Source organism: Kibdelosporangium persicum (genome assembly GCF_013280595.1).
GTDB classification, from domain to species: Bacteria; Actinomycetota; Actinomycetes; order Mycobacteriales; family Pseudonocardiaceae; genus Kibdelosporangium; species Kibdelosporangium persicum.
The window spans coordinates 409,238-428,010 of record NZ_JAAATY010000003.1 but is presented as its reverse complement, the minus strand read 5'-3'; the positions used below and the strand labels follow the sequence as shown (position 1 = coordinate 428,010).

Here is an 18,773-nt window from a genome sequence, read left to right as displayed (position 1 = left end):
TCAGATCTCATCCAGTCGCGATGACCAATCTGTGGTGGCGACGGTATGAGGACACCGTGACCGTGGCAAGGGGAACGGAAATACCGGCGGTGTTCGGCCGGATTGTGTTTCCGCCATTCGGAGGAGGAGAACCGCAGTGAGACTCTCGTTCGTCATGATCACCGCCGCCGCCCTGACGGCGCTCGTGACACCGGCCGCGTCAGCGGAGACACCGGGCAGCAGCACCTGCCTGGACCCGGTGACCGGCGTGCCGTTCTCGGTGCGGTTCACCGGATCGGAAGGCAACGACATCTACTGGACGGGCCTGGCGGACGTGGTGGACGCCCGGGAAGGCGACGACTGGATCTTCTCCGAGGCCAGCCCGGGTCGTGCGGTCGCGTGCCTGGGACCGGGCGCCGACAGTTTCGGGCACAGCAACCCCGTCGAGTACTCGCCCGGGCGTTACGGCGTGCTCGGCGGTCCCGGCAACGACAACATCGTCGGCGGCGCCGGCAACGACGTCCTGCACGGCGAGGGCGACAACGACACGCTCGTCGGTGGCCCGGGCCACGACATCGTCGACGGCGGCGAGGGAATCGACCGCTGCCACGCGGAAGTGACGTACAACTGCGAGTTCACCTTCTGAGTCAGCCCTCGTGAGTGTTTATCCGTGTTAGAACACTGACAAACACTCACGAGTTCAGCTTATGTCCAGTACGGACGCATAGCTTTTCACCCCTCGGATCCACCATGAGGGGAGCAACTCAATGGGTTTCAAGAAGCGGGTGGCCGCCGCGGCCGTCGCGGTGACGGCCGCCGGAGCGATCGCGGTCGGTCTGCCCGCGAGCAGTATCGCGGCGCCGGTGCCGAGCCTGCCTGCGTTCGGGATTCTGTCTGACGGCACGGTCATGGCCGCGTTCAAGACCAACACACCAGGGCAACTCGACTGGGTCAGGCAGATCGCCGGTTTCACCGGCAACGACAAGTTCGCCGTCGGCATCGACATGCGGGTGCAGGACGGGAAGTTGTACGTGGTCGGTGGCGGCGGTGGCGTCTACACGGTCAAGATCCCGACCGGCGCCAGTGATCCCACGCTGCCGACCCTCACGAAGGTGTCGCAGCTGCAGTACGCCCTGCAGGGCAACAAGTTCGGCGTCGACTTCAACCCGGTCGCCGACCGCCTGCGGATCGTCAGCGACACCGGGCAGAACCTCCGCCACGACGTCGTCGGCGGAGTCACGACCCAGGACAAGGCACTGACACTGCACGGGGTGACGGCTGCCGCGTACACGAACAACGATCTGAACGCCGACACCGGAACGCTGCTGTTCGACGGCGACACGACGAACGACCAACTGGTCATCCAGCTGCCCCCGAACGACGGGGTGCTGACACCGGTCGGGAAGTTCGGCGTCCCCTTCGAGGCGGACCTGGGCGCCGACATCTACAGCGATCTGAACGGTGGCAAGACGTTGACCAACACCGGGTTCCTCGCAGGCCGGATGTCCGGCAGCAGCCTCGGGTCGTTCTACACCTTCGAGATCCTGACCGGGGCCGCGACCAAGGTCGGCGACTTCCCGTTGCCCGGTCTGCCCGTCACGGACGTCGCGGTGCAACTCGACGCCCACTGACCGGCTGACCCACTGAGCGAGCCTGTCTCTGGCGCAACACCCCCTGCCAGGGACAGGCTCACCCATGTGTCGGTGCCTCGACCCAGACGAGACGTGGTGTCGTGTCCGGGTTGCCGCGGATGTATCGCAGGGCTCCTTCCGCGTCAGCGAGGGCGTACTGCCTCCTGCCGTCGACTGTTGTCATGTAGGCGCCTTCGTCGAGCTCCATGCCCCACGCAGCTATGCGTGCGTCGACCTGGGTTCCGTACTCGAGCACGATGGCGAACAGCCGTGGCGCGTGATCCGCGACCATCTCGGCCACATCCTTGGCGAAGTCTGCTTCGTCGACAGTGGACAAGGTTCATCTCCTGGCAGGTTGGTGAATCGGAACGCCTGTCAACCAACCAGACCGAACAGTGGCGTTACCAGGGCGACGAAGCGGCGTGGATGCGGCGTGATGGGACCTGACCAGCACGGATGGGTCTACGGCGGTGATCTACCCGATTGTGTGAATCACCGGTCACCGGTGGTCGCCCAGCAGATCCACGATCCGCGGCCAGTCGAAGACCGCGAGCCCGTTGGCATCGCGATCGGTGACAGTTTCCGGATCGATCATCGACACACCGGCTTTTGCCAGCCTCGCAACACTTTCCTGATACGCCGGATGACTCCGCAGTGACGCCTTGACACACGGGGCAACGATGATGGGTATTTCGACACCCAGCATCTCGTTGAGCACACCGAGAGCAAGCGTGTCACTGACACCTGCGGCCCATTTGTTGATGGAGTTGAAGGTCATCGGCGCCGCCACAACCGCTTCGGCGCGAGGAAGCGAGTCTGGCTGGTGCGGTCTGCCGGGGTGAACGCGTGTCAGGCACCCAGTGGTCGTTGACACTTCGTCGAGGTCGATCCAGGACGCCGCGGTGGGTGTCGCGATCAGACAGCACTGCCAGCCCTTGGCTTGCAGCTGAGTGATGAACTCCGAGATGCGAAGAACCGGCGGCGCGGCGGAAGACACGACGTAAAGCCAAGGAGCCGGATCACTCACACGATCACCCCGGTGCGGAGTGCGAGTGCACGCAGCCCAGGGACGGCGCCGCGACGCTCACGCCCGAGCATCTCCCCGATCAAAGCACGAGCATTCGGGTTGGTACGCACCAGTTCATGGGCGACCCGCTCGGTCTCGAGCAGATGAATCACGGCCTGAAGGTCTTCGCCGCGACACGCATGGGCCCATGCGCTGTCGAGGTGATATCGAGCCTGCCTCCCATGCAGTCCCGCGGGCATCGCTGTGACATCGATGCGATCGACGAATGTCCGGGCCGTGTGCGGGTCGTCCAAGGCCACAGCCGCGGACAGCCTGTGGATCAGGACGTTGGTCGGGCCGAACGCGGTCCAGCCGATGTTCGCGTCGGCGCCGAGCCGGCGGGCCAACTCCTCGGCATGGTCGAGCCGACGTCCGGATTCGGCAGAATCGCCGCGCCGGGCCGCGATGATCGCGCTGAGCAGGACGAGTGCCCCACGCCAGCTCAGACCTTGCGGCTCTCGCGGATCTATGCGATCCGCCGCTGACATCGAGAGTTCGTCGGCTTCGTGGAGTTCACCCGCGTTGAGCAAGGAGCACGATTCCTGATAAGCCGCCGCCGCGTGGCCGAACTCCGCTCCCGCCGATTCCGCGGCAGACCTTGCGGTCACAGCGGCCTGTACGGCGGCTTCGGTGTCGCCGATCTTGTTCGCCAGCTTGGCCTGCGCGATCGCGAGGCTGTACCGCAGCCGATACGCCTCACGTTGCCTGGTGCCAGAGCATTCCTCGATCAGCGAGTCGACTGAGCCGACAGCCCACGGCAGGGCTCGGGCGACTTCGCTGTACCGAGCGGCTTGGTAGTCCTGATGGACCCGGACGACCAAGGCGTTGGGTGCCGCCAACCTGGACGATGCGATGGCGTGTTCGTCATTGAACATGCGGGTCGTCATTGCCGCGCCTGTTGCCTTGGCAGCATCGATCATCACTTCACGCCTGGTGGAGAAGGCTTTGCCCGCATGCGCCGGCGTGTTCGCCGGGGTCAGGAGTGTGTCCAGCTCGTCCAGCGAGACCCGGAGGACCTTGGCAAGCGCGGGGCGCCGCGACGGTGCCGGCGTCAGAGTTCCGCGCTCCCAGCGCCCGACCGTGGTGAAGTCGACGCCCACTTCCGTCGCGAGTGCTTCCTGACTGTAGCCGAGCACCGCGCGACGAGCGGCGAGACCTTCCCTTCGTTGCGCCACGCCGTACTCCTGAGCCGCCGGTCCTGGTCCACCGCACATCCGGGCTGTTCGCCCACGTCAGTTGTCGGCAACAGCGATCGTTTTCTTGAGTAAGCACCGGCCGTCGACTGGCGATCACCGTTGTGTCAGCTTGCTCAGTGCTTCTTGGACCGGCCGCCAGATCTCGGGGTCGTCACTGCGTTGACGGAGTGGTTCTATCGCGCGGACGTCGCCAAGGTCGCCCAGCGCCAGTGCGGCGGAATACCGGACTCGGGAATCCGTGTCGTTGAGGCTCAGGCACAGCGCGTCCACCATCGCGGCCCGGTGGAGTTCGGTGATCGGCTCGTTGTCGAAGCCGGTCCAGCCCTCGTCGTCGGTGGCGCGGAAGGCGATGTTCGCGAACTCGTCGGCGGCGTGCTTTCTGATGTCGGGCCACGAATCCGTCAACGCGTTGAGCAGCGCGCGCAGCAACAGTTCCGCTCCGCCCAGTTCCACCAGCGCGGGCATGACCCAGTCTGTCGCGGGGGACCAGTCGAGGTCTCCCTGTTCACGCCGCCAGTACCTTTCTCTCAGCAGCAGGGAAGTCAGGTGGCGCTCCGCCTGCTGGCCGCCGATCTGCGCCAGTGCTTCGACCAGCAGAGGCACAGTGGGGCCAGGGAATCCCACGGACCGTTCCTCTCGGTCCAGCGCTGTGCACAACGGTCTCACCGCCGCCGGGTCACGCAGCTCGCGGGCTGCCCTGAAGCGCACTGACTCGTCAGGGCTGCCCAGAGCGCTGATCAATTGATCGGTTGTCGGCTTGACGGGTTCACGCTTCTTCCACCACACCGGCCGAACGTAGCAACCAACTGGGCTTCACAGACTGTTTCGGGACCGTTACAGTCGTCTGGGAGCGCTCCCAGACGCCAACGACGGCCAGAGGAGGATCCATGAGACGCAGACGCGCCCTGCCCGCTTTAGTAGCGGCAGGGCTGATCTCGACGACAATGATCGTCGCAGCTCAGCCCGCCGCGGCGGCCGTGTCCTGCAGTGTCGAATACAGCGTCACCAATGAGTGGAACACGGGTTTCGGCGCCGCCGTGACCATCAAGAACGTCGGCTCCGACCCGATCGACGGGTGGGATCTGACCTGGACGTTTCCCGACAACCAGCGCATCACCCAGGTGTGGAACGCGACTGCCAGCCTGACCGGGCCCGCCGTGTCGGTCCGCAACGTGAGCTACAACCGGGCCATCGCCGGTGGAAGCCAGGTTCAGTTCGGCTTCAACGGGAGCAAGGGCACCGCGAACGGCAAGCCGACCGACTTCGCGGTGAACGGGACCGCGTGCGTCGGCCCGAACGCGGCGCCCTCGGTACAGCTGACCAGTCCGGTGGACAACTCCAGCTATGCCCTGCAAACCGCGATTCCGTTGGCCGCCACGGCAAGCGACACCGACGGATCGATCAGCAAGGTCGAGTTCTACGCGGGCACGACCCTGGTCGGCACCGACACGACAAGCCCGTACGAGGCCAGCTGGACCGGTGCCGCGGCCGGGCAGTACTCGGTCACGGCGAGGGCGTACGACGACAAGGGCCTGGCCACCATCTCCAGCCCGGTGGCCGTCCGAGTCCTCAGTGCGCCGACGATTCTCGCCACGCCCGGCACTGTCAACGTCCGCCAGGGCGGATCGGCCACAGTGGACCTGAAGCTGGCCACCCAGCCGACCGGCCCGGTCACCGTGGCCATCGCGAAGACCGGAAGCGCGGACCTAACCGTGTCCCCGGCGCAACTGTCCTTCTCGACCACCGACTGGAACACGGCCAAGCCCGTCACGATCACGTCGGCGGCGAACGGCGGCGAGCTCACATCGGCCACCTTCACCGCCAGCGCGACGGGGTACACCGCGGCGTCCTTCACGGTGAACGAGCTCGACGCGTCGACGCCGGAGTTCAAGACCGCGTTCCTCACCCAGTACAACAAGATCAAGGACCCGAACAGCGGATACTTCCGCAAGTTCGGTGATCTGCTGGTGCCGTACCACTCGATCGAGACCCTGCTGGTCGAGGCGCCGGACCACGGGCACCAGACCACGTCCGAGGCGTTCAGCTACTACCTCTGGCTGGAAGCCGCCTACGGCCAGCTCCAGGGCGACTGGGCGCCGTTCAACGCGGCGTGGGCCTCGATGGAGAAGTTCATCATCCCGTCGAACGCCGACCAGCCGACCAACAACAAGTACAACCCGGCCAAACCCGCCACGTACGCACCGGAACACCCGAGAATGGACCGGTACCCGGCCGTGCTGGACAGCAACACCCCGGTCGGTCAGGACCCCATCGCGGGCGAGCTCAAGGCCGCGTACGGCACTGACGACATCTACGGCATGCACTGGATGCTGGACGTCGACAACACGTACAAGTTCGGCCGGTGCGGCGACGGAACCACCGCGCCCGCGTACATGAACACCTATCAGCGGGGTTCGTCCGAGTCGGTCTGGGAGACGATCCCGCAGCCGTCCTGTGACACCTTCGTGCACGGCGGTCCGAACGGATACCTTGACCTGTTCACCAAGGACGCCTCGTACGCCAAGCAGTGGAAGTACACCAACGCGCCTGACGCGGACGCGCGGGCCGTCCAGGTGGCCTTCCTGGCGGACAAGTGGGCAACCGCGCAGGGCAAGGGCGCGGACGTCAGCGCGGTCGTGAAGAAGGCGTCGAAGATGGGCGACTACCTGCGGTACGCCATGTTCGACAAGTACTTCAAGCGGATCGGCAACTGCACCAGCCCGTCGAGCTGCCCCGGTGGCACCGGCAAGGACAGCGCGCACTACCTGATGTCGTGGTACTACGCGTGGGGTGGCGCGACGGACACGTCCGCCGGCTGGGCATGGCGGATCGGTGACGGCGCCAGCCACCAGGGTTACCAGAACCCGTTGGCGGCGTACGCGATGGCGAACGACCCGGCCCTGAAGCCCGCATCGGCCACGGGTGCCGCGGACTGGGCCAAGAGCCTGGAGCGGCAGCTGGAACTGTTGCAGTGGCTGCAGTCCAGCGAAGGCGGCATCGCCGGCGGCGTCACGAACACCTGGGAAGGTCAGTACGGCAGCCCGCCCGCGGGCACGCCGACCTTCTACGGCATGTTCTACGACGCGCACCCGGTGTGGCGTGACCCGCCCAGCAACCGCTGGTTCGGGTTCCAGGTCTGGGGCCTCGAGCGGCTCGCGTCGCTCTACCAGATCACCGGTGACGCCAGGGCCAAGAAGATCCTGGACAAGTGGGTGCCGTGGGCCATCGCCAACACCACGATCGGCGCGAACTGGCGGATCCCGTCCGACATGGAGTGGACGGGCGCGCCCGACACGTGGAACCCGAGCAGCCCCGGTGCCAACAACGGGCTGCACGTCCGGGTGCTCAACCACAGCCAGGACGTCGGCGTGGCCGCCTCCTACGCCAAGGTCCTGCTGAACTACGCGGCGAAGTCCGGCGACACGGCCGCGAAGACGACCGGTGAGGGTCTGCTGAACGCGATGCTTCAGCACACCGACTCGGTCGGAATCGCGACGCAGGAGACCCGTACGGACTACGGCCGGTTCGACGACACGTACAACTCGTCGACCGGTGAGGGCGTCTACGTCCCGCCGGGCTGGACCGGCAAGATGCCGAACGGCGACGCGATCAACCAGAGCAGCACGTTCTTGTCGATCCGTTCGTTCTACCGTTCGGACCCGCAGTGGAACAAGGTGGCGGACTACCTCGCCGGTGGGGCCGCGCCGACGTTCACGTATCACAGGTTCTGGGCGCAGGCCGAGATCGCCACGGCGTTCTCACTGCACGTGGAACTGTTCGGCTAAGCCCCGGACACGCGACTGGGCGGGCCAACCGGCCCGCCCAGTTCCTTTGTGCCAACGGCTTGTCATCGGCATCAGCCCTTCAGCCCCGCATAAACCCAGCTCACCCCTCGTGAGTGTTTATCAGGGTTAGAACACGGATAAACACTCACGAGGGGTGAGCTGGTCAAAGCGGGGCGGGCTGGCGCAGACCCGCCCCGCTTTCCTCCCCTTGTCAAGGAAGCGCGTTGGCCGCGATCACCTGGGCGTACCAGTGCGCACTGGTCTTGGCGGTCCGCACCTGGGTCTCGAAGTCGACGTGCACCATGCCGAACCGCTTCGCGTACCCCTCGGCCCACTCGAAGTTGTCCACGAGCGACCAGAGGAAGTACCCACGCAGGTCGGCTCCCTGCTGGATCGCCGACAGCGACGCCCGCAGGTGGGAGTCGAGGAACTCCACCCGGCTGGTGTCGTCGATGCCGTCGAACGCCGCGCCGTTCTCCGTGATGTACAGCGGCAGCCCCGGGTAGTCCCGGTCCAGCCGCAGCAACAGGTCGGTGAGACCGGACGGCGTGATGTCCCAGCCGCTGTCGGTCTTCGGCAGCCCGCGGTCGGGGAACAGCACGTGCTCGGAACCCACCCATGGCGACGGGAACACCGGGTCGGTACCGGACTCGACGAAGTAGTCGCGGTAGTAGTTGATGCCCAGCATGTCGGTCGGCTGGTTGATCACGGCCAGATCGCCCGGCTTGATCGTCTCCGGCAGGCCGTACGGCGCCAGGTCGGTCAGCACGTCCTCGGGGTACGAGCCGTGCACGACCGGATCGAGGAACATCCGGTTCTGCAGGCCGTCGATCCGCCTGACGGCGTCGTCGTCCGGGTCCGCCGCGTGCACGGGGAACAGGTTCAGCGTGATGCCTGCCTGTGCGTGCGGCGCGAACGAACGGATCGCGTGCATCGCGATTCCGTGTCCCAGCAACAGGTGGTGCGCCGCCGCCACGGCCGCGTTCGGCTCGGTACGCCCCGGCGCGTGGATACCGGCCGCGTAGCCCAGGAAAGCCGCGCACCACGGCTCGTTCAAGGTGATCCAGTTCGACACCCGGTCACCGATCCTGCGCACCACGGCCTCCGCGTACTCCCCGAAGAGGTACGCGGTGTCCCGGTTGGCCCAGCCACCGGTTTCCTCCAGCGACTGCGGCAGATCCCAGTGGTACAGCGTGGCCCACGGCGCGATGCCGTTGGCCAGCAACGTGTCCACCAGCCGGTCGTAGAAGCTGAGGTCACCGAGCCGCGGCCAGGCGATGGAGAACCGGTACGCCTGCAGGCCCAGTTCGGACATCAGCCGGACGTCCTGCTCCATCAACTGGTAGTGGTCGGCGGCCACATCGCCGGTGTCACCGTTGTACACAGCCCCGGGCACACGGCAGAACGTGTCCCAGATCGACGGCACACGGCCGTCGGCTGTACTGGATCCCTCGATCTGATATGCCGCGGTCGCGGCACCCCACACGAATCCCTCAGGAAACGTCACGGCCTCATCCCTTCACGGCACCCTGCATGATCCCGGCGACGATCTGCCTGCCGAGCGCGACAAAAACGATCAGGATCGGGATGGTCGCCAGCGTCGTCCCGGCGAGCACCAAGGAGTAGTCGATGTAGTAGCCGCTCTGCAGCTTCTCCAGGGCCACCTGGACGGTCGGGTTGCCCGCGTCCAGCACGATCAGCGGCCACATGAAGTCGTTCCACGACGTCATGAACGTGAACATGGCGAGGAACGCGGCGGCCGGCCGGACCGCGGGCAGGCAGACGTGCCAGTAGACCCGGATCATGCTGCAGCCGTCCATCCGCGCCGCCTCGACGAGTTCGAACGGCACAGCGTCCAGTGTGTACTGACGCATCCAGAACACGCCGAGCGCGGTGACCAGGTTGGGCACCATCACCGCCCAGAGCCCGCCCACCCAGCCGAAGTCGGCCATCGACATGTACAGCGGGATGATGCCCAGCTGCGTCGGCACGGCCAGCGTGGCCACGATGAACAGGAACAGCGGATCACGGCCGCGGAACCGCAGTTTGGCGAACGCGAACCCGGCCAGCGTGGAGAACAGCACGGTGGAGAAGGTGACCGCCCCCGCCACGATCACGCTGTTGACCAACGCTTTCCAGAACTCCACCGAGTCGAACACGCGTTGCGCGTTGGCCCAGAAGTTGCCACCGGGGATCAGCGGCGGGATGCGCTCGGTGAGCATGCCGCTGTCCCGGCTGGCGACCAGGTACGACCAGTAGAACGGGAAAGCCGAGCCCAGCACGAAGGCGCCGAGCAGTCCGTAGATCCAGAATCCGGCCCGCCTCATCGCACCAGCCGCCTGGTGAGCAGGAAGTTGAGCGAGGCGATCACCAGGATCACCAGGAACAGCACCCATGCGGTCGCCGAGGCGTAGCCGAAGTGCTGGCCTTCGAAGGCTGTCTGGTACATGTACAGCGTCACCGTCTGGAACTGGTTGGTCGAACCGCCGTTGTTCGAGCCGGGCATGGCGTCGAACAGCTTGGGCTCGGTGAAGATCTGCAGACCACCGATGGTCGACGTGACCACGACGAAGATCAGCGTCGGCCGCAGCAGCGGCAGGGTGATCGAGAAGAACCGGCGCATCGGCGAGGCGCCGTCCACCCAGGCGGCCTCGTAGATCTCGCGGGGAATGGCCTTCATGGCGGCCAGGATGATCAACGCGTTGTACCCGGTCCACCGCCAGTTGACCATGATCGCGATGGCGATGTGGCTGGCGAACCGGTTGGCCTGCCAGTCGACCCGGTCCAGGCCCAGCAGCTCGAACACCGAGTTGACCAGTCCGTAGTTGGGCCCGAACAGGTTGGCGAAGATGATGCCGATCGCGACGAGCGAGGCCGCGTACGGCAGCAGCACACCCACTCGCCAGGCCGTCGGCATTCGCAGCCGCGCGTTCAGCAGCGCCGCCAGCAGGACAGCGATCACGATCTGCGGTCCGCTGGACAACAAGAAGATGCTCACCGTGTTGGTGAGCGTCTTGTAGAACTGGTCGTCGCCGAACAACTCGACGTAGTTGTCGAACCCGATGAACACCGGGTTGTCGTCACCGAGCTCCCAGTCGAACAACGAGACGTAACCTGTGTACAACAACGGGAACAGCCCGACGACGCCGAACACGAGGAAGAACGGCGCGATGTACAGGTACGGTGATGCTTTGACGTCCAATCGCGAGAGCCGGTCCCGCCACGGCGAAGGGCGCCGCGGCGGGACGACCGCGATGTCTGATTTGGACGGTGCTGACCGCGCCGTCGTCTGTGACATCGCTACCTGACCAGCTTCTTCGCGCCGTCGACCGCCTGCTTCCAGCCGTCTTCCGGCGACGCGCCCTGCTCGACGGCGGCAAGCGCCGGGCTGGTCACGTTCTCCTGGATCTGTCCGTCACGCGGGCCCTTGTACTGCGCCTTGGTGACCTTCCTGGCCTGGTTGGCGAACAGCTCGCCGACCTTGGTCGTGCCGAAGTACTCGTCGGTGTACGCCAGCAGTTCGGGCGACTCCATGGCCTTGACCTGGCTGGGGAAGTTGCCGGTCGTCTTGAACGCCTTGAGCTGCTGCTCCGGCGCGGTCAGCCAGGCCGCGAGCTCGGCGGCCTCCTTCGGGTGCTTGCTCTGCTTGGGCACCGTCAGGTACGAACCGCCCCAGTTGCCCCCGCCCTCCGGGAATGCCTCCACCACTGCCCACTTGCCCGCGTTCTCCGGGCCCGCCTGCTTCTTGACCACGCCGAGCATCCAGGACGGGCACGTCTTGGTGGCGAACGCCCCCTGCTTGAAGCCGCTGTTCCACTCGTTGGAGAACGCGGTCAGCTTGGCGGTCTGGCCACGCTTGGCGGCGCCGGTCACCTTGTCCCAAGCCTGCTTGATCTTCGTGTTGGACTCGATGGCCAGGCTGTCGTCCCGGTTGATGTAGCCGGTGTCGAGCTGGTTGACCATCGCGTTGAAGATCTGCGAGGACGAGTCGAACCACGCCTTGCCGGTCGCCCTGGTGAACTGGTCGCCCGCGGCGAAGTACGAGTCCCACGTCGCCAGCATCGTCTTGAGCGACGCCGGATCGGTCGGCATGTTGGCCGCCTGGAGCAGGTCGGTGCGCACGCACATGGCCAGCGGGCCGATGTCGGTGCCGTACCCGATCAGCTTGCCGTCCTTGGCCTTGCCGCCGTCGTACTTCCACGGCAGCCAGCGGGACTGGAGGTCCTTCGGCCCGATCTCGTTGAGATCGTTGAACTTGTCGGCCTTGTCGATGAACGTCGAGATGTGGCCCTCTTCCAGGGCATGCACGTCGGCGAGGCCGGATCCGGCCGTCAGCTTGGTGAGCATGTCCTGGTGGTGAGGCCCGCCCTGACCGGTCTTCCGGTGGGTGATCTTGATGTTCGGGTGGCCGGCCTCGTACTCCTTGATCAGGTCCTCGTAGCCGAACTCGGTGAACGTGGCGATCGTCAGCTCGATCGGGCCGCTCGGCGCCTGACCTTCGCCGGACGGCGTTTCGCTCGAACCGCCGCACGCGGTCATGCCGGCTAACAGGCCGATGGCGGCGGCGCTGGTGAGAATTCTTCGCACTTCGTGCCCCTCATTGGACGGCATTCTGGGAGCGCTCCCAGACGTGTGGCGAGTGTGTCCTTTGTTACGTCACATGTCAAGGCCGGGACATCCGAGAGCGCTCCCATGGCGGATCGCGGCGCGTTGGCCATAGGCTGATGCCAGGCAGACAGGAGGGCGCGGGGTGGTGGCAGTACCGGACCAGGGCGGGCGGCCGACGTTGGAGGACGTCGCGGCCTACGCGGGTGTTTCCCGTTCGACGGCGTCGAGAGCGTTGAACGAGGAGATCTACGTCAGCCCTCGTGCACGGGAGGCGGTGCTGGCGGCCGCTCGCGACCTCGGCTACTCACCGAACCAGGCAGCCCGCTCACTGGTGACAAAACGGACAGGCGCGGTCGCGCTGGTGTTGTCCGAGCCCGAATCCATGGTCCTCGACGATCCGTACTACCTGATCGTGATGCGGGCGGCGTTCCGGGCACTGGCGAAGCTGGGCAGCCAGATGCTGGTGATGTTCGTGGACAACCGCGACGACATCCCCCGCACCATGAAATTCCTTGACGGTGGCCACGTCGACGGCGTGCTGGTGTTCGCGCCGCACATCGGCGACCCGCTGGCGACGGCGTTGCGTCTGCTCCGGGTGCCAGTGGTGTTCGCGGGCTCGTCGATCACCAACGGCAAGGGTCTGTACACCGTGGACTACGACAACAAGTCCGGTGCCTGCCAAGCGGTCGAGTACCTGCTTTCCCAGGGCCGCAGGCGAATCGTGACCGTGGGCGGGCCGCAGGACCAGCGTTCGGCCCGGGACCGGCTGGCCGGGTGGGAGGCGACGCTGAAGTCGGCCCGGATCGATCCCACCGGGATGGCCGAGGTCGCGGACTTCACGTTGCACGGCGGGGAGATGGCTATGCGCCGCCTGCTGGAGCGCGTGCCGGATCTGGACGCGGTGTTCGCGGCCTGTGACCCGATGGCGGCCGGAGCCCTGCGAGCGCTCAAGTCCGCCGGACGGCGAGTTCCCGACGACGTCGCCGTGGTGGGCTTCGACGACAACCCGCGCCTGGCTCCGACGCTCGAGCCTCCGTTGACGACCGTGCACCAGGATCCCGCCGAGCAGGTCGGCGAGATGATCCGGATGCTGCTGCAGTTGCTGGCCGGCGAGGAGCCCGCGGTGCAGCGCCTGGTGCTCCCGGTCTCCCTGACCACCCGCCAGTCCGCCTGAAACCCTCGTGAGTGTTTATCCGTGTTCTAACCCGGATAAACACTCACGAGGGGGGAGCTGGGCTAATGGTGACGGTGCTCGGGGTTCGCGAAGACACATCCGTCCACATCGGCCGGTACCTGGTGGACCTTCGGGTCGTCGTAGTGACACCGCAGGAAGAACAGGCCCAGCTTGGCCGTGGCCAGATATCCTTGTGTGACCGCGAATCCGTTGCCGAAGCCGAAGGCGGGCGCGTCGCTGACACGCCCGGCCGTCATCGCGTCCCGCCACGAAGCCTGGAACTCCTTGAAGTCACGGAACAACACCAGGCCGACTTTCGGGAAGTCCGGTGAGACGAAGCAGGTGGCCCACTCGTCGAGGAAGGGCTTGTACAACTCCGCCTGCTGTGCGCCCACGAAACTCGTGAAGTACTCGTGGGTCTCGGGCTTCACGTCGTTGCACGCGCCCGCGCGCTGCTTCACCAGATCGGCCAGTTCCGTGATGGATGCGACTGGCTGGCCGAGTCCGTTGCCGGACGGTGCCGGTGGTGGCGCTGAACATGCCGTCAATGCCAGCACCACCGACACCGCGACGAGGACTCGGCCAGCCATGATCTTCTCCCGGTTGACTACGACGGCGTTGGTTGGTTAGAGCGGGGGATAGGCGTTGCGGAGCAGTTCCTGGAACTGGGCCGAGAACCAATGCCCGGACAGCGGTGCGTCAGCCTTCGCGCCGGACATGTTGTTGTTGTTCCGCGGGTTGCCGGTGTACGTCGGGTCGCACATCCGGTCGAAGCCCTTGCCTTCCTCGTTCGCGATCTCCTTGCTGGAACCGTCTGACTCACCTGGCGGCTTGATCCAGACGTATGCGTCGATCCCTGCTTCCGGCGCGGCCTTCGGTCGTTCACCCAGCCCGGCACCGGCCTGGTTGCACCAGTTGCCGAGATGGATACGGCGGTCCACCCTGCCACCGTTGACGTACGCGTCCACACTGGTCGTCGGTCCAGGGCCGGTCGGCCGCGCCGAACCGCCCCAGCCGTTGCGGGAGGTGTCGATCAGCATGCCCACGTTCGACGGGAACCCGGCCCGCACGGTCTCCTCGCGGAATGCCTTGGCGTACGACAGTTCGTCGGTGTAGCGGTTCCAGTCCACCCACTTCGACTGCCGGACCGACTGGCCGTTGACGTTGTCGTTGATCGTGAAGTACGGCTCCCGCAGCGCACTGTAGTTCGCCGTGTTGGCGATGAAGCCGTGCACGTTGTTCACCGTGCTACCCGACGCACGAGCCGCCTGGGCCATGATCTGGGCCGACGCGCTGAAGTTGTCGTCCCAGCCGAGCCAGCCGTGGTGGCCTGCGTCGACGTAGTTGTACACATTCGGAATCGCACCCAGCTTGGCGAGCGCGTACCCGACACCGTTGACGTAGTTGCCGTTGGCCTTCATGGTGTCGCACTGGGGGACGGCGGTCGGCCGCGGCGTGACGTTGGTGATCAGGTTGGGCAGCGAGTCGATCTCGATGATCGTCACGATCCGCAGGTCGGCGTACTTGCTGTCGCCCAGGATCGCCGCGATCGGGTCGATGTACTCGGTCTTGTACCTGGGCAACTCGTCGGCCTTGAGCTCGCCGTTGGACGCCAGCGCCGAGCAGTCACGGCCGGGCAGGTTGTAGATCACGACCTGGAACACGAGCGGGCTGCCGCCGGCTTGCTGGACGGCCTCGTCCAGGTGTGCCCGCAGGCCACGTGCGCCGGTGGTGCCGTTGATGGCCGCGATGCGGTCCATCCAGACACCGGTCGGCTGGTTGGCGATCGCGCTGCCGCCGGGTTCGGCGGCTGCCCTCGCCGACCAGTCCGGGTTCACGTACACCTTGGCGCCGACATATGGATTGTCCACCCTGGCACCGTTGCCGGGCGGCGGGTCGGTCGGCGGTGTCGTGGTGCCGTTGCACGTGACCCCGTTGAGCTTGAACGTGGCCGGCTTGTCGTTGGTCCCCGTGAAGGTCCCGTTGAAGCCGGGTGACACGGTCGCGCCCGTCGCCAGCGACGCACCCCAAGGGGGGTTGCTCACTGTCACGCGGTTCGCTTGCTGGCTGAACTGCCCGTTCCAGCCTTGCCCGACCTGTTGGTCGCCGGGGAACTCCCATTCGAGAGTCCAACCGCCGGAGATCGAGTCGCCGAGGTTGGTGATCGCCACGGTCGCGCCGAAACCAGTGTTCCACTGGTTGGTGATGGTGTAGTCGACTTTACACCCGGGCGCCGCGCTGGCAGCCGGGGCGGTCAGAGCAGCGGCGGTTGTCGCTGCTAGCAGGGTTGTGACACCCAGTGCTGCTTGGAGCCTCATGCATCGCCTCCTTGCGTGCAGAGCCAGATTCTGGGAGCGCTCCCAATCGACCGTAGCCTCACCCTCCGTCTCTTGACAAGGACTTGGGGTAGCCGGATTCTGGGAACGCTCCCAGAGCAGTTCACCGGAAGGAGCGCAATGAAGCGACTCGCCCTGCTCGCCGCCATGGCGATGGCACTGTCCACAGTGGTCGTAGTGCTTGGCGGCACCCCCGCGCTGGCTCATGGCGCGATGATGAAACCCGGTAGCCGGACGTTCTTCTGCTGGAAGGACGGGCTGACCCAGAACGGCAACATCGTCCCCGTCAATCCCGCCTGCGCCGCCGCGGCGGGCGTCAGCGGGACGAACCCGCTGTACAACTGGTTCAGCGTGCTCAGGTCCGACGGTGACGGCCGCACCCGCGGCTTCATCCCCGACGGTCAGCTGTGCAGTGGTGGCAACCAGACGTTCGACGGCTGGAACCTGCCTCACGACAACTGGCCGCAGACCCACATCACCGCGGGCGCGGACTTCTCGTGGTCCTACAACGCATGGGCCGCGCACCCGGGCTGGTTCTACATGTACGTCACGAAGGACAGCTGGAGCCCGACGCGGCGGCTGACCTGGAACGACCTCGAGGAGCAGCCCTTCCTCTCGGTCGACCACCCGCCGCTGTCCGGCCAGGTCGGCAGCGTCGACGCCCAGTACAGCTGGCGCGGCCGCTTCCCCTCGGGGAAGAGCGGCAAGCACATCATCTACTCGGTGTGGAAGCGCTCGGACAGCAAGGAGACCTTCTACGGCTGCTCGGACGTGACCTTCGACGGCGGGAACGGCGAGGTCACCGGCATCGGCGAGCCCGGCACGCCACCGGGTGGCGGCAACCCGGGTGCCTGTTCCGCCACCTACCGGGTCACCAACGCCTGGTCGGGCGGGTTCCAGGCCGAGGTGGCCGTCCGCAACACCGGCACGACCGAGATGTCCGGCTGGACGGTGTCCTGGCCGACCGCGGACGGCCAGACGGTCACGAGCGTCTGGAATGGTGTCCGGGTCGGCACGGGATCACCTGTCACAGTCAAGAACACCGACTGGAACAGAACCGTGGCCGCGAACGGGCAGGCCACGTTCGGCGTGTCCGCGAACTCCAGTGGCAACAACGATCCCGGTGGGGCGTTGACCTGTTCAAGCCCTTGATCGCACCACCAGGATGACCGTGTCCGTCACGGTGGCGATCTGTCCGTCCGGGCTCTTGGCTTCGCGCTGTGGAGCGTCCAGGCGGTCGGCTCGCCACCGCGACGGGTCGAGTTCGAGCCCGGCATAGATCTCCTGTGCTGACGGGAAATACGTGTCGGGGTCCGCTGTGGACCATGGGTGCAACGACCCGTGGTCGACGATCAGCAGCACCCCGTCCGGTGCCAAAGCGTTGGCAGCGGTGCGAAACAGCGCCGTCCGGTCCAGGTCGAACGGTGTCTGCAGGTACTGCGCGTTGATCAGGTCGAACGTCCCGCCGGGAAAGCTCTCGGCCAGGTCGTGTTGTTCCGTGGTGATCTTCACGCCCGCCGACTCGGCCAGGTCGGCGGTGCGGCGCAACGCCGACGCCGCGATGTCGACGGCTGTCACCTCCCATCCCTGCGCGGCCAGCCACACCGCGTCACCTCCTTCGCCACAGCCGAGGTCCAGCGCGCGCCCGGGACGGATCGCCGAGACGGTTTCGACGAGAAGGGCGTTGGGAGTGCCCTTCCAGATCCGCTGGTCGCCGTGGTACCGGTTCTCCCAGAACTCCTGTGCTGTCGTCATGAGCCGACGATGACCCACCACTTGCCACACTTGCAAACTTTCATGCCGATCCGGCAAGTTGGGGGAATGGACGACCTACGCGACGTACTGGACTCCGTCGGCCCGAAACTGCGTGGGCTGCGCAAACAGCGCGGGGTGACGCTCGCGGACCTGGCGCGGACCACGGGCATCTCGGAAAGCACGCTGTCCCGGCTGGAGAGCGGCAGCAGGCGCCCGAACCTCGAACTGCTCCTCCCGCTGGCGCGGGCCTACGGCGTGCCGCTCGACGAGTTGGTCGGCGCGCCGCCCATCGGCGACCCGCGAGTGCACCTGCGGCCGGTCCGGCGGCACGGGATGACGTACGTGCCGCTGAGCCGGCGGCCCGGTGGCATGCAGGCGTTCAAGCTCGTCATCCCGCCGAGCCGGACGGACGTCACGCCGGAGTTGAAGACGCACGAGGGCTACGAGTGGATCTACGTCCTGGACGGCCGGTTGCGCCTGGTGCTCGCGGACCACGATCACGTGTTCAAGGCGGGGGAGGTGGCGGAGTTCGACACGCGCGTCCCGCACCTCCTCGTCTCGGCGGACGACCGGCCGGTCGAACTGCTGATCCTCTTCGGACCGCAGGGCGAGCGCGTTCACCTGGGCTCGTCGGGATCTCGCGGCGAGCGGTAGCCGTCCGGCGGGCCGGGTGCCGGAAAGTGCGTTTCAGGGTGCCGGAAAGTGTGTTTCGGGGTGCCGGAAAGGTGGACACGGGGTGCCGGAGTGCGCCTCGGCGGCCAGTCCGATCCGCCGCGGGGAACGATCAGGACCGGTTCCGCGTTGGCCTGGACATGTCCTTCGTGATGACGGCAGAGGAGCGGATGGCCTTCCTGGCCGAGCCGCGCATCGGGGTGCTCGCGGTCGGCCGGGACGGACGCGCGCCGCTGGCCGTACCGGTCTGGTACGACTACGAACCAGGCGGTGACCTGCTCATCTGGATCGACGGCGGCTCGGTGAAGGACAAGGTGCTCACGGCGGCCGGCACGTTCAGCTTCGCCGTGCACACCGAGACCCTGCCGTACAAGTACGTCACCGCCGAGGGCCCGGTCATCAGCAAGGACACGCCGCCCACCGAGGAGCAGGCGCTCAGGATCGCCGGCCGGTACCTGCCCGCCGAGGAAGCCGCGGCGTACGTCAGGCAGTCGCTGAGCCCGCGGTCGGTCCTGGTCCGCATGCGGCCCGAGAAGTGGCTGAGCAACGACCAGAGCAAGCGCTAGCCGGC

General features: G+C 66.4%; 18 protein-coding genes. 7 read left to right on the top strand and 11 right to left on the bottom strand.

Annotated elements, in window-relative coordinates; genetic code table 11:
* The first annotated feature begins 136 nt into the window (after positions 1-136).
* Positions 137-625, top strand: coding sequence for a hypothetical protein (locus tag GC106_RS08840; RefSeq protein ID WP_312872542.1), 489 nt, complete (start codon positions 137-139; stop codon positions 623-625).
* Positions 626-746: 121 nt separating this feature from the next.
* Positions 747-1,610 carry a DUF4394 domain-containing protein gene (locus tag GC106_RS08835; RefSeq protein ID WP_173126490.1) on the top strand — a complete coding sequence of 288 codons (864 nt, stop codon included), beginning with the start codon at positions 747-749 and terminating at the stop codon, positions 1,608-1,610.
* A gap of 58 nt (positions 1,611-1,668) precedes the next feature.
* Here GC106_RS08835 and GC106_RS08830 read toward each other — a convergent pair whose 3' ends face one another.
* The 4 genes from GC106_RS08830 to GC106_RS08815 form a co-directional block, all read right to left on the bottom strand.
* On the bottom strand, positions 1,669-1,947 hold the full coding sequence (locus GC106_RS08830; RefSeq protein WP_173126487.1) for a hypothetical protein: 279 nt from the start codon (positions 1,945-1,947) through the stop codon (positions 1,669-1,671).
* 162 nt (positions 1,948-2,109) lie between these two features.
* Positions 2,110-2,637, bottom strand: a complete 528-nt coding sequence (locus GC106_RS08825) for a flavoprotein (protein ID WP_173126484.1) — start codon at positions 2,635-2,637, stop codon at positions 2,110-2,112.
* Positions 2,634-3,851, bottom strand: coding sequence for a helix-turn-helix domain-containing protein (locus GC106_RS08820; protein WP_173126481.1), 1,218 nt, complete (start codon positions 3,849-3,851; stop codon positions 2,634-2,636). The genes GC106_RS08825 and GC106_RS08820 overlap by 4 nt, the downstream gene beginning before the upstream one ends.
* 114 nt (positions 3,852-3,965) lie before the next feature.
* Positions 3,966-4,496: a HEAT repeat domain-containing protein gene (locus GC106_RS08815; RefSeq protein WP_173126478.1), complete on the bottom strand. Its 531-nt coding sequence runs from the start codon at positions 4,494-4,496 to the stop codon at positions 3,966-3,968.
* Between the two features lie 263 nt (positions 4,497-4,759).
* On the opposite strand from GC106_RS08815, the gene GC106_RS08810 reads away from it, so the two are divergent.
* On the top strand, positions 4,760-7,657 hold the full coding sequence (locus GC106_RS08810; protein WP_173126475.1) for a glycoside hydrolase family 48 protein: 2,898 nt from the start codon (positions 4,760-4,762) through the stop codon (positions 7,655-7,657).
* A gap of 211 nt (positions 7,658-7,868) precedes the next feature.
* Here the strand turns inward: GC106_RS08810 and GC106_RS08805 are convergent, their stop codons facing one another.
* Genes GC106_RS08805 through GC106_RS08790 form a run of 4 tightly spaced genes read right to left on the bottom strand, consistent with a single transcriptional unit; the run spans position 7,869 to position 12,196 of the window.
* Complete coding sequence (locus tag GC106_RS08805; RefSeq protein WP_173126472.1) at positions 7,869-9,164, bottom strand: GH1 family beta-glucosidase; 1,296 nt, start codon at positions 9,162-9,164, stop codon at positions 7,869-7,871.
* Between the two features lie 4 nt (positions 9,165-9,168).
* A complete protein-coding gene (locus GC106_RS08800) occupies positions 9,169-9,984 on the bottom strand; it encodes a carbohydrate ABC transporter permease (RefSeq protein ID WP_173126469.1) in 816 nt (271 codons plus the stop codon).
* Positions 9,981-10,955, bottom strand: a complete 975-nt coding sequence (locus GC106_RS08795; protein WP_173126466.1) for a carbohydrate ABC transporter permease — start codon at positions 10,953-10,955, stop codon at positions 9,981-9,983. Before GC106_RS08795 ends, GC106_RS08800 begins: the two co-directional genes overlap by 4 nt.
* 2 nt (positions 10,956-10,957) lie before the next feature.
* Positions 10,958-12,196 carry an ABC transporter substrate-binding protein gene (locus GC106_RS08790; RefSeq protein WP_173126727.1) on the bottom strand — a complete coding sequence of 413 codons (1,239 nt, stop codon included), beginning with the start codon at positions 12,194-12,196 and terminating at the stop codon, positions 10,958-10,960.
* A gap of 214 nt (positions 12,197-12,410) precedes the next feature.
* On the opposite strand from GC106_RS08790, the gene GC106_RS08785 reads away from it, so the two are divergent.
* A complete protein-coding gene (locus GC106_RS08785; protein WP_312872552.1) occupies positions 12,411-13,439 on the top strand; it encodes a LacI family DNA-binding transcriptional regulator in 1,029 nt (342 codons plus the stop codon).
* A 62-nt stretch (positions 13,440-13,501) separates the two neighbouring features.
* Here the strand turns inward: GC106_RS08785 and GC106_RS08780 are convergent, their stop codons facing one another.
* Both GC106_RS08780 and GC106_RS08775 read right to left on the bottom strand, forming a co-directional pair.
* On the bottom strand, positions 13,502-14,029 hold the full coding sequence (locus GC106_RS08780) for a hypothetical protein (protein ID WP_173126460.1): 528 nt from the start codon (positions 14,027-14,029) through the stop codon (positions 13,502-13,504).
* Between the two features lie 36 nt (positions 14,030-14,065).
* The gene (locus GC106_RS08775; RefSeq protein ID WP_173126457.1) at positions 14,066-15,757 is read right to left on the bottom strand and encodes a glycoside hydrolase family 6 protein; all 1,692 of its coding nucleotides are present in this window, start codon (positions 15,755-15,757) and stop codon (positions 14,066-14,068) included.
* A gap of 138 nt (positions 15,758-15,895) precedes the next feature.
* On the opposite strand from GC106_RS08775, the gene GC106_RS08770 reads away from it, so the two are divergent.
* The gene (locus GC106_RS08770) at positions 15,896-16,927 is read left to right on the top strand and encodes a lytic polysaccharide monooxygenase auxiliary activity family 9 protein (protein WP_246365114.1); all 1,032 of its coding nucleotides are present in this window, start codon (positions 15,896-15,898) and stop codon (positions 16,925-16,927) included.
* Here GC106_RS08770 and GC106_RS08765 read toward each other — a convergent pair.
* Positions 16,916-17,530: a class I SAM-dependent methyltransferase gene (locus GC106_RS08765; RefSeq protein ID WP_173126454.1), complete on the bottom strand. Its 615-nt coding sequence runs from the start codon at positions 17,528-17,530 to the stop codon at positions 16,916-16,918. The two genes, GC106_RS08770 and GC106_RS08765, sit on opposite strands and share 12 nt — an antisense overlap.
* A gap of 66 nt (positions 17,531-17,596) precedes the next feature.
* On the opposite strand from GC106_RS08765, the gene GC106_RS08760 reads away from it, so the two are divergent.
* Positions 17,597-18,184: a helix-turn-helix domain-containing protein gene (locus tag GC106_RS08760; RefSeq protein ID WP_173126451.1), complete on the top strand. Its 588-nt coding sequence runs from the start codon at positions 17,597-17,599 to the stop codon at positions 18,182-18,184.
* Between the two features lie 170 nt (positions 18,185-18,354).
* Positions 18,355-18,768, top strand: a complete 414-nt coding sequence (locus tag GC106_RS08755) for a pyridoxamine 5'-phosphate oxidase family protein (protein ID WP_246365112.1) — start codon at positions 18,355-18,357, stop codon at positions 18,766-18,768.
* Positions 18,769-18,773 lie beyond the last annotated feature (5 nt).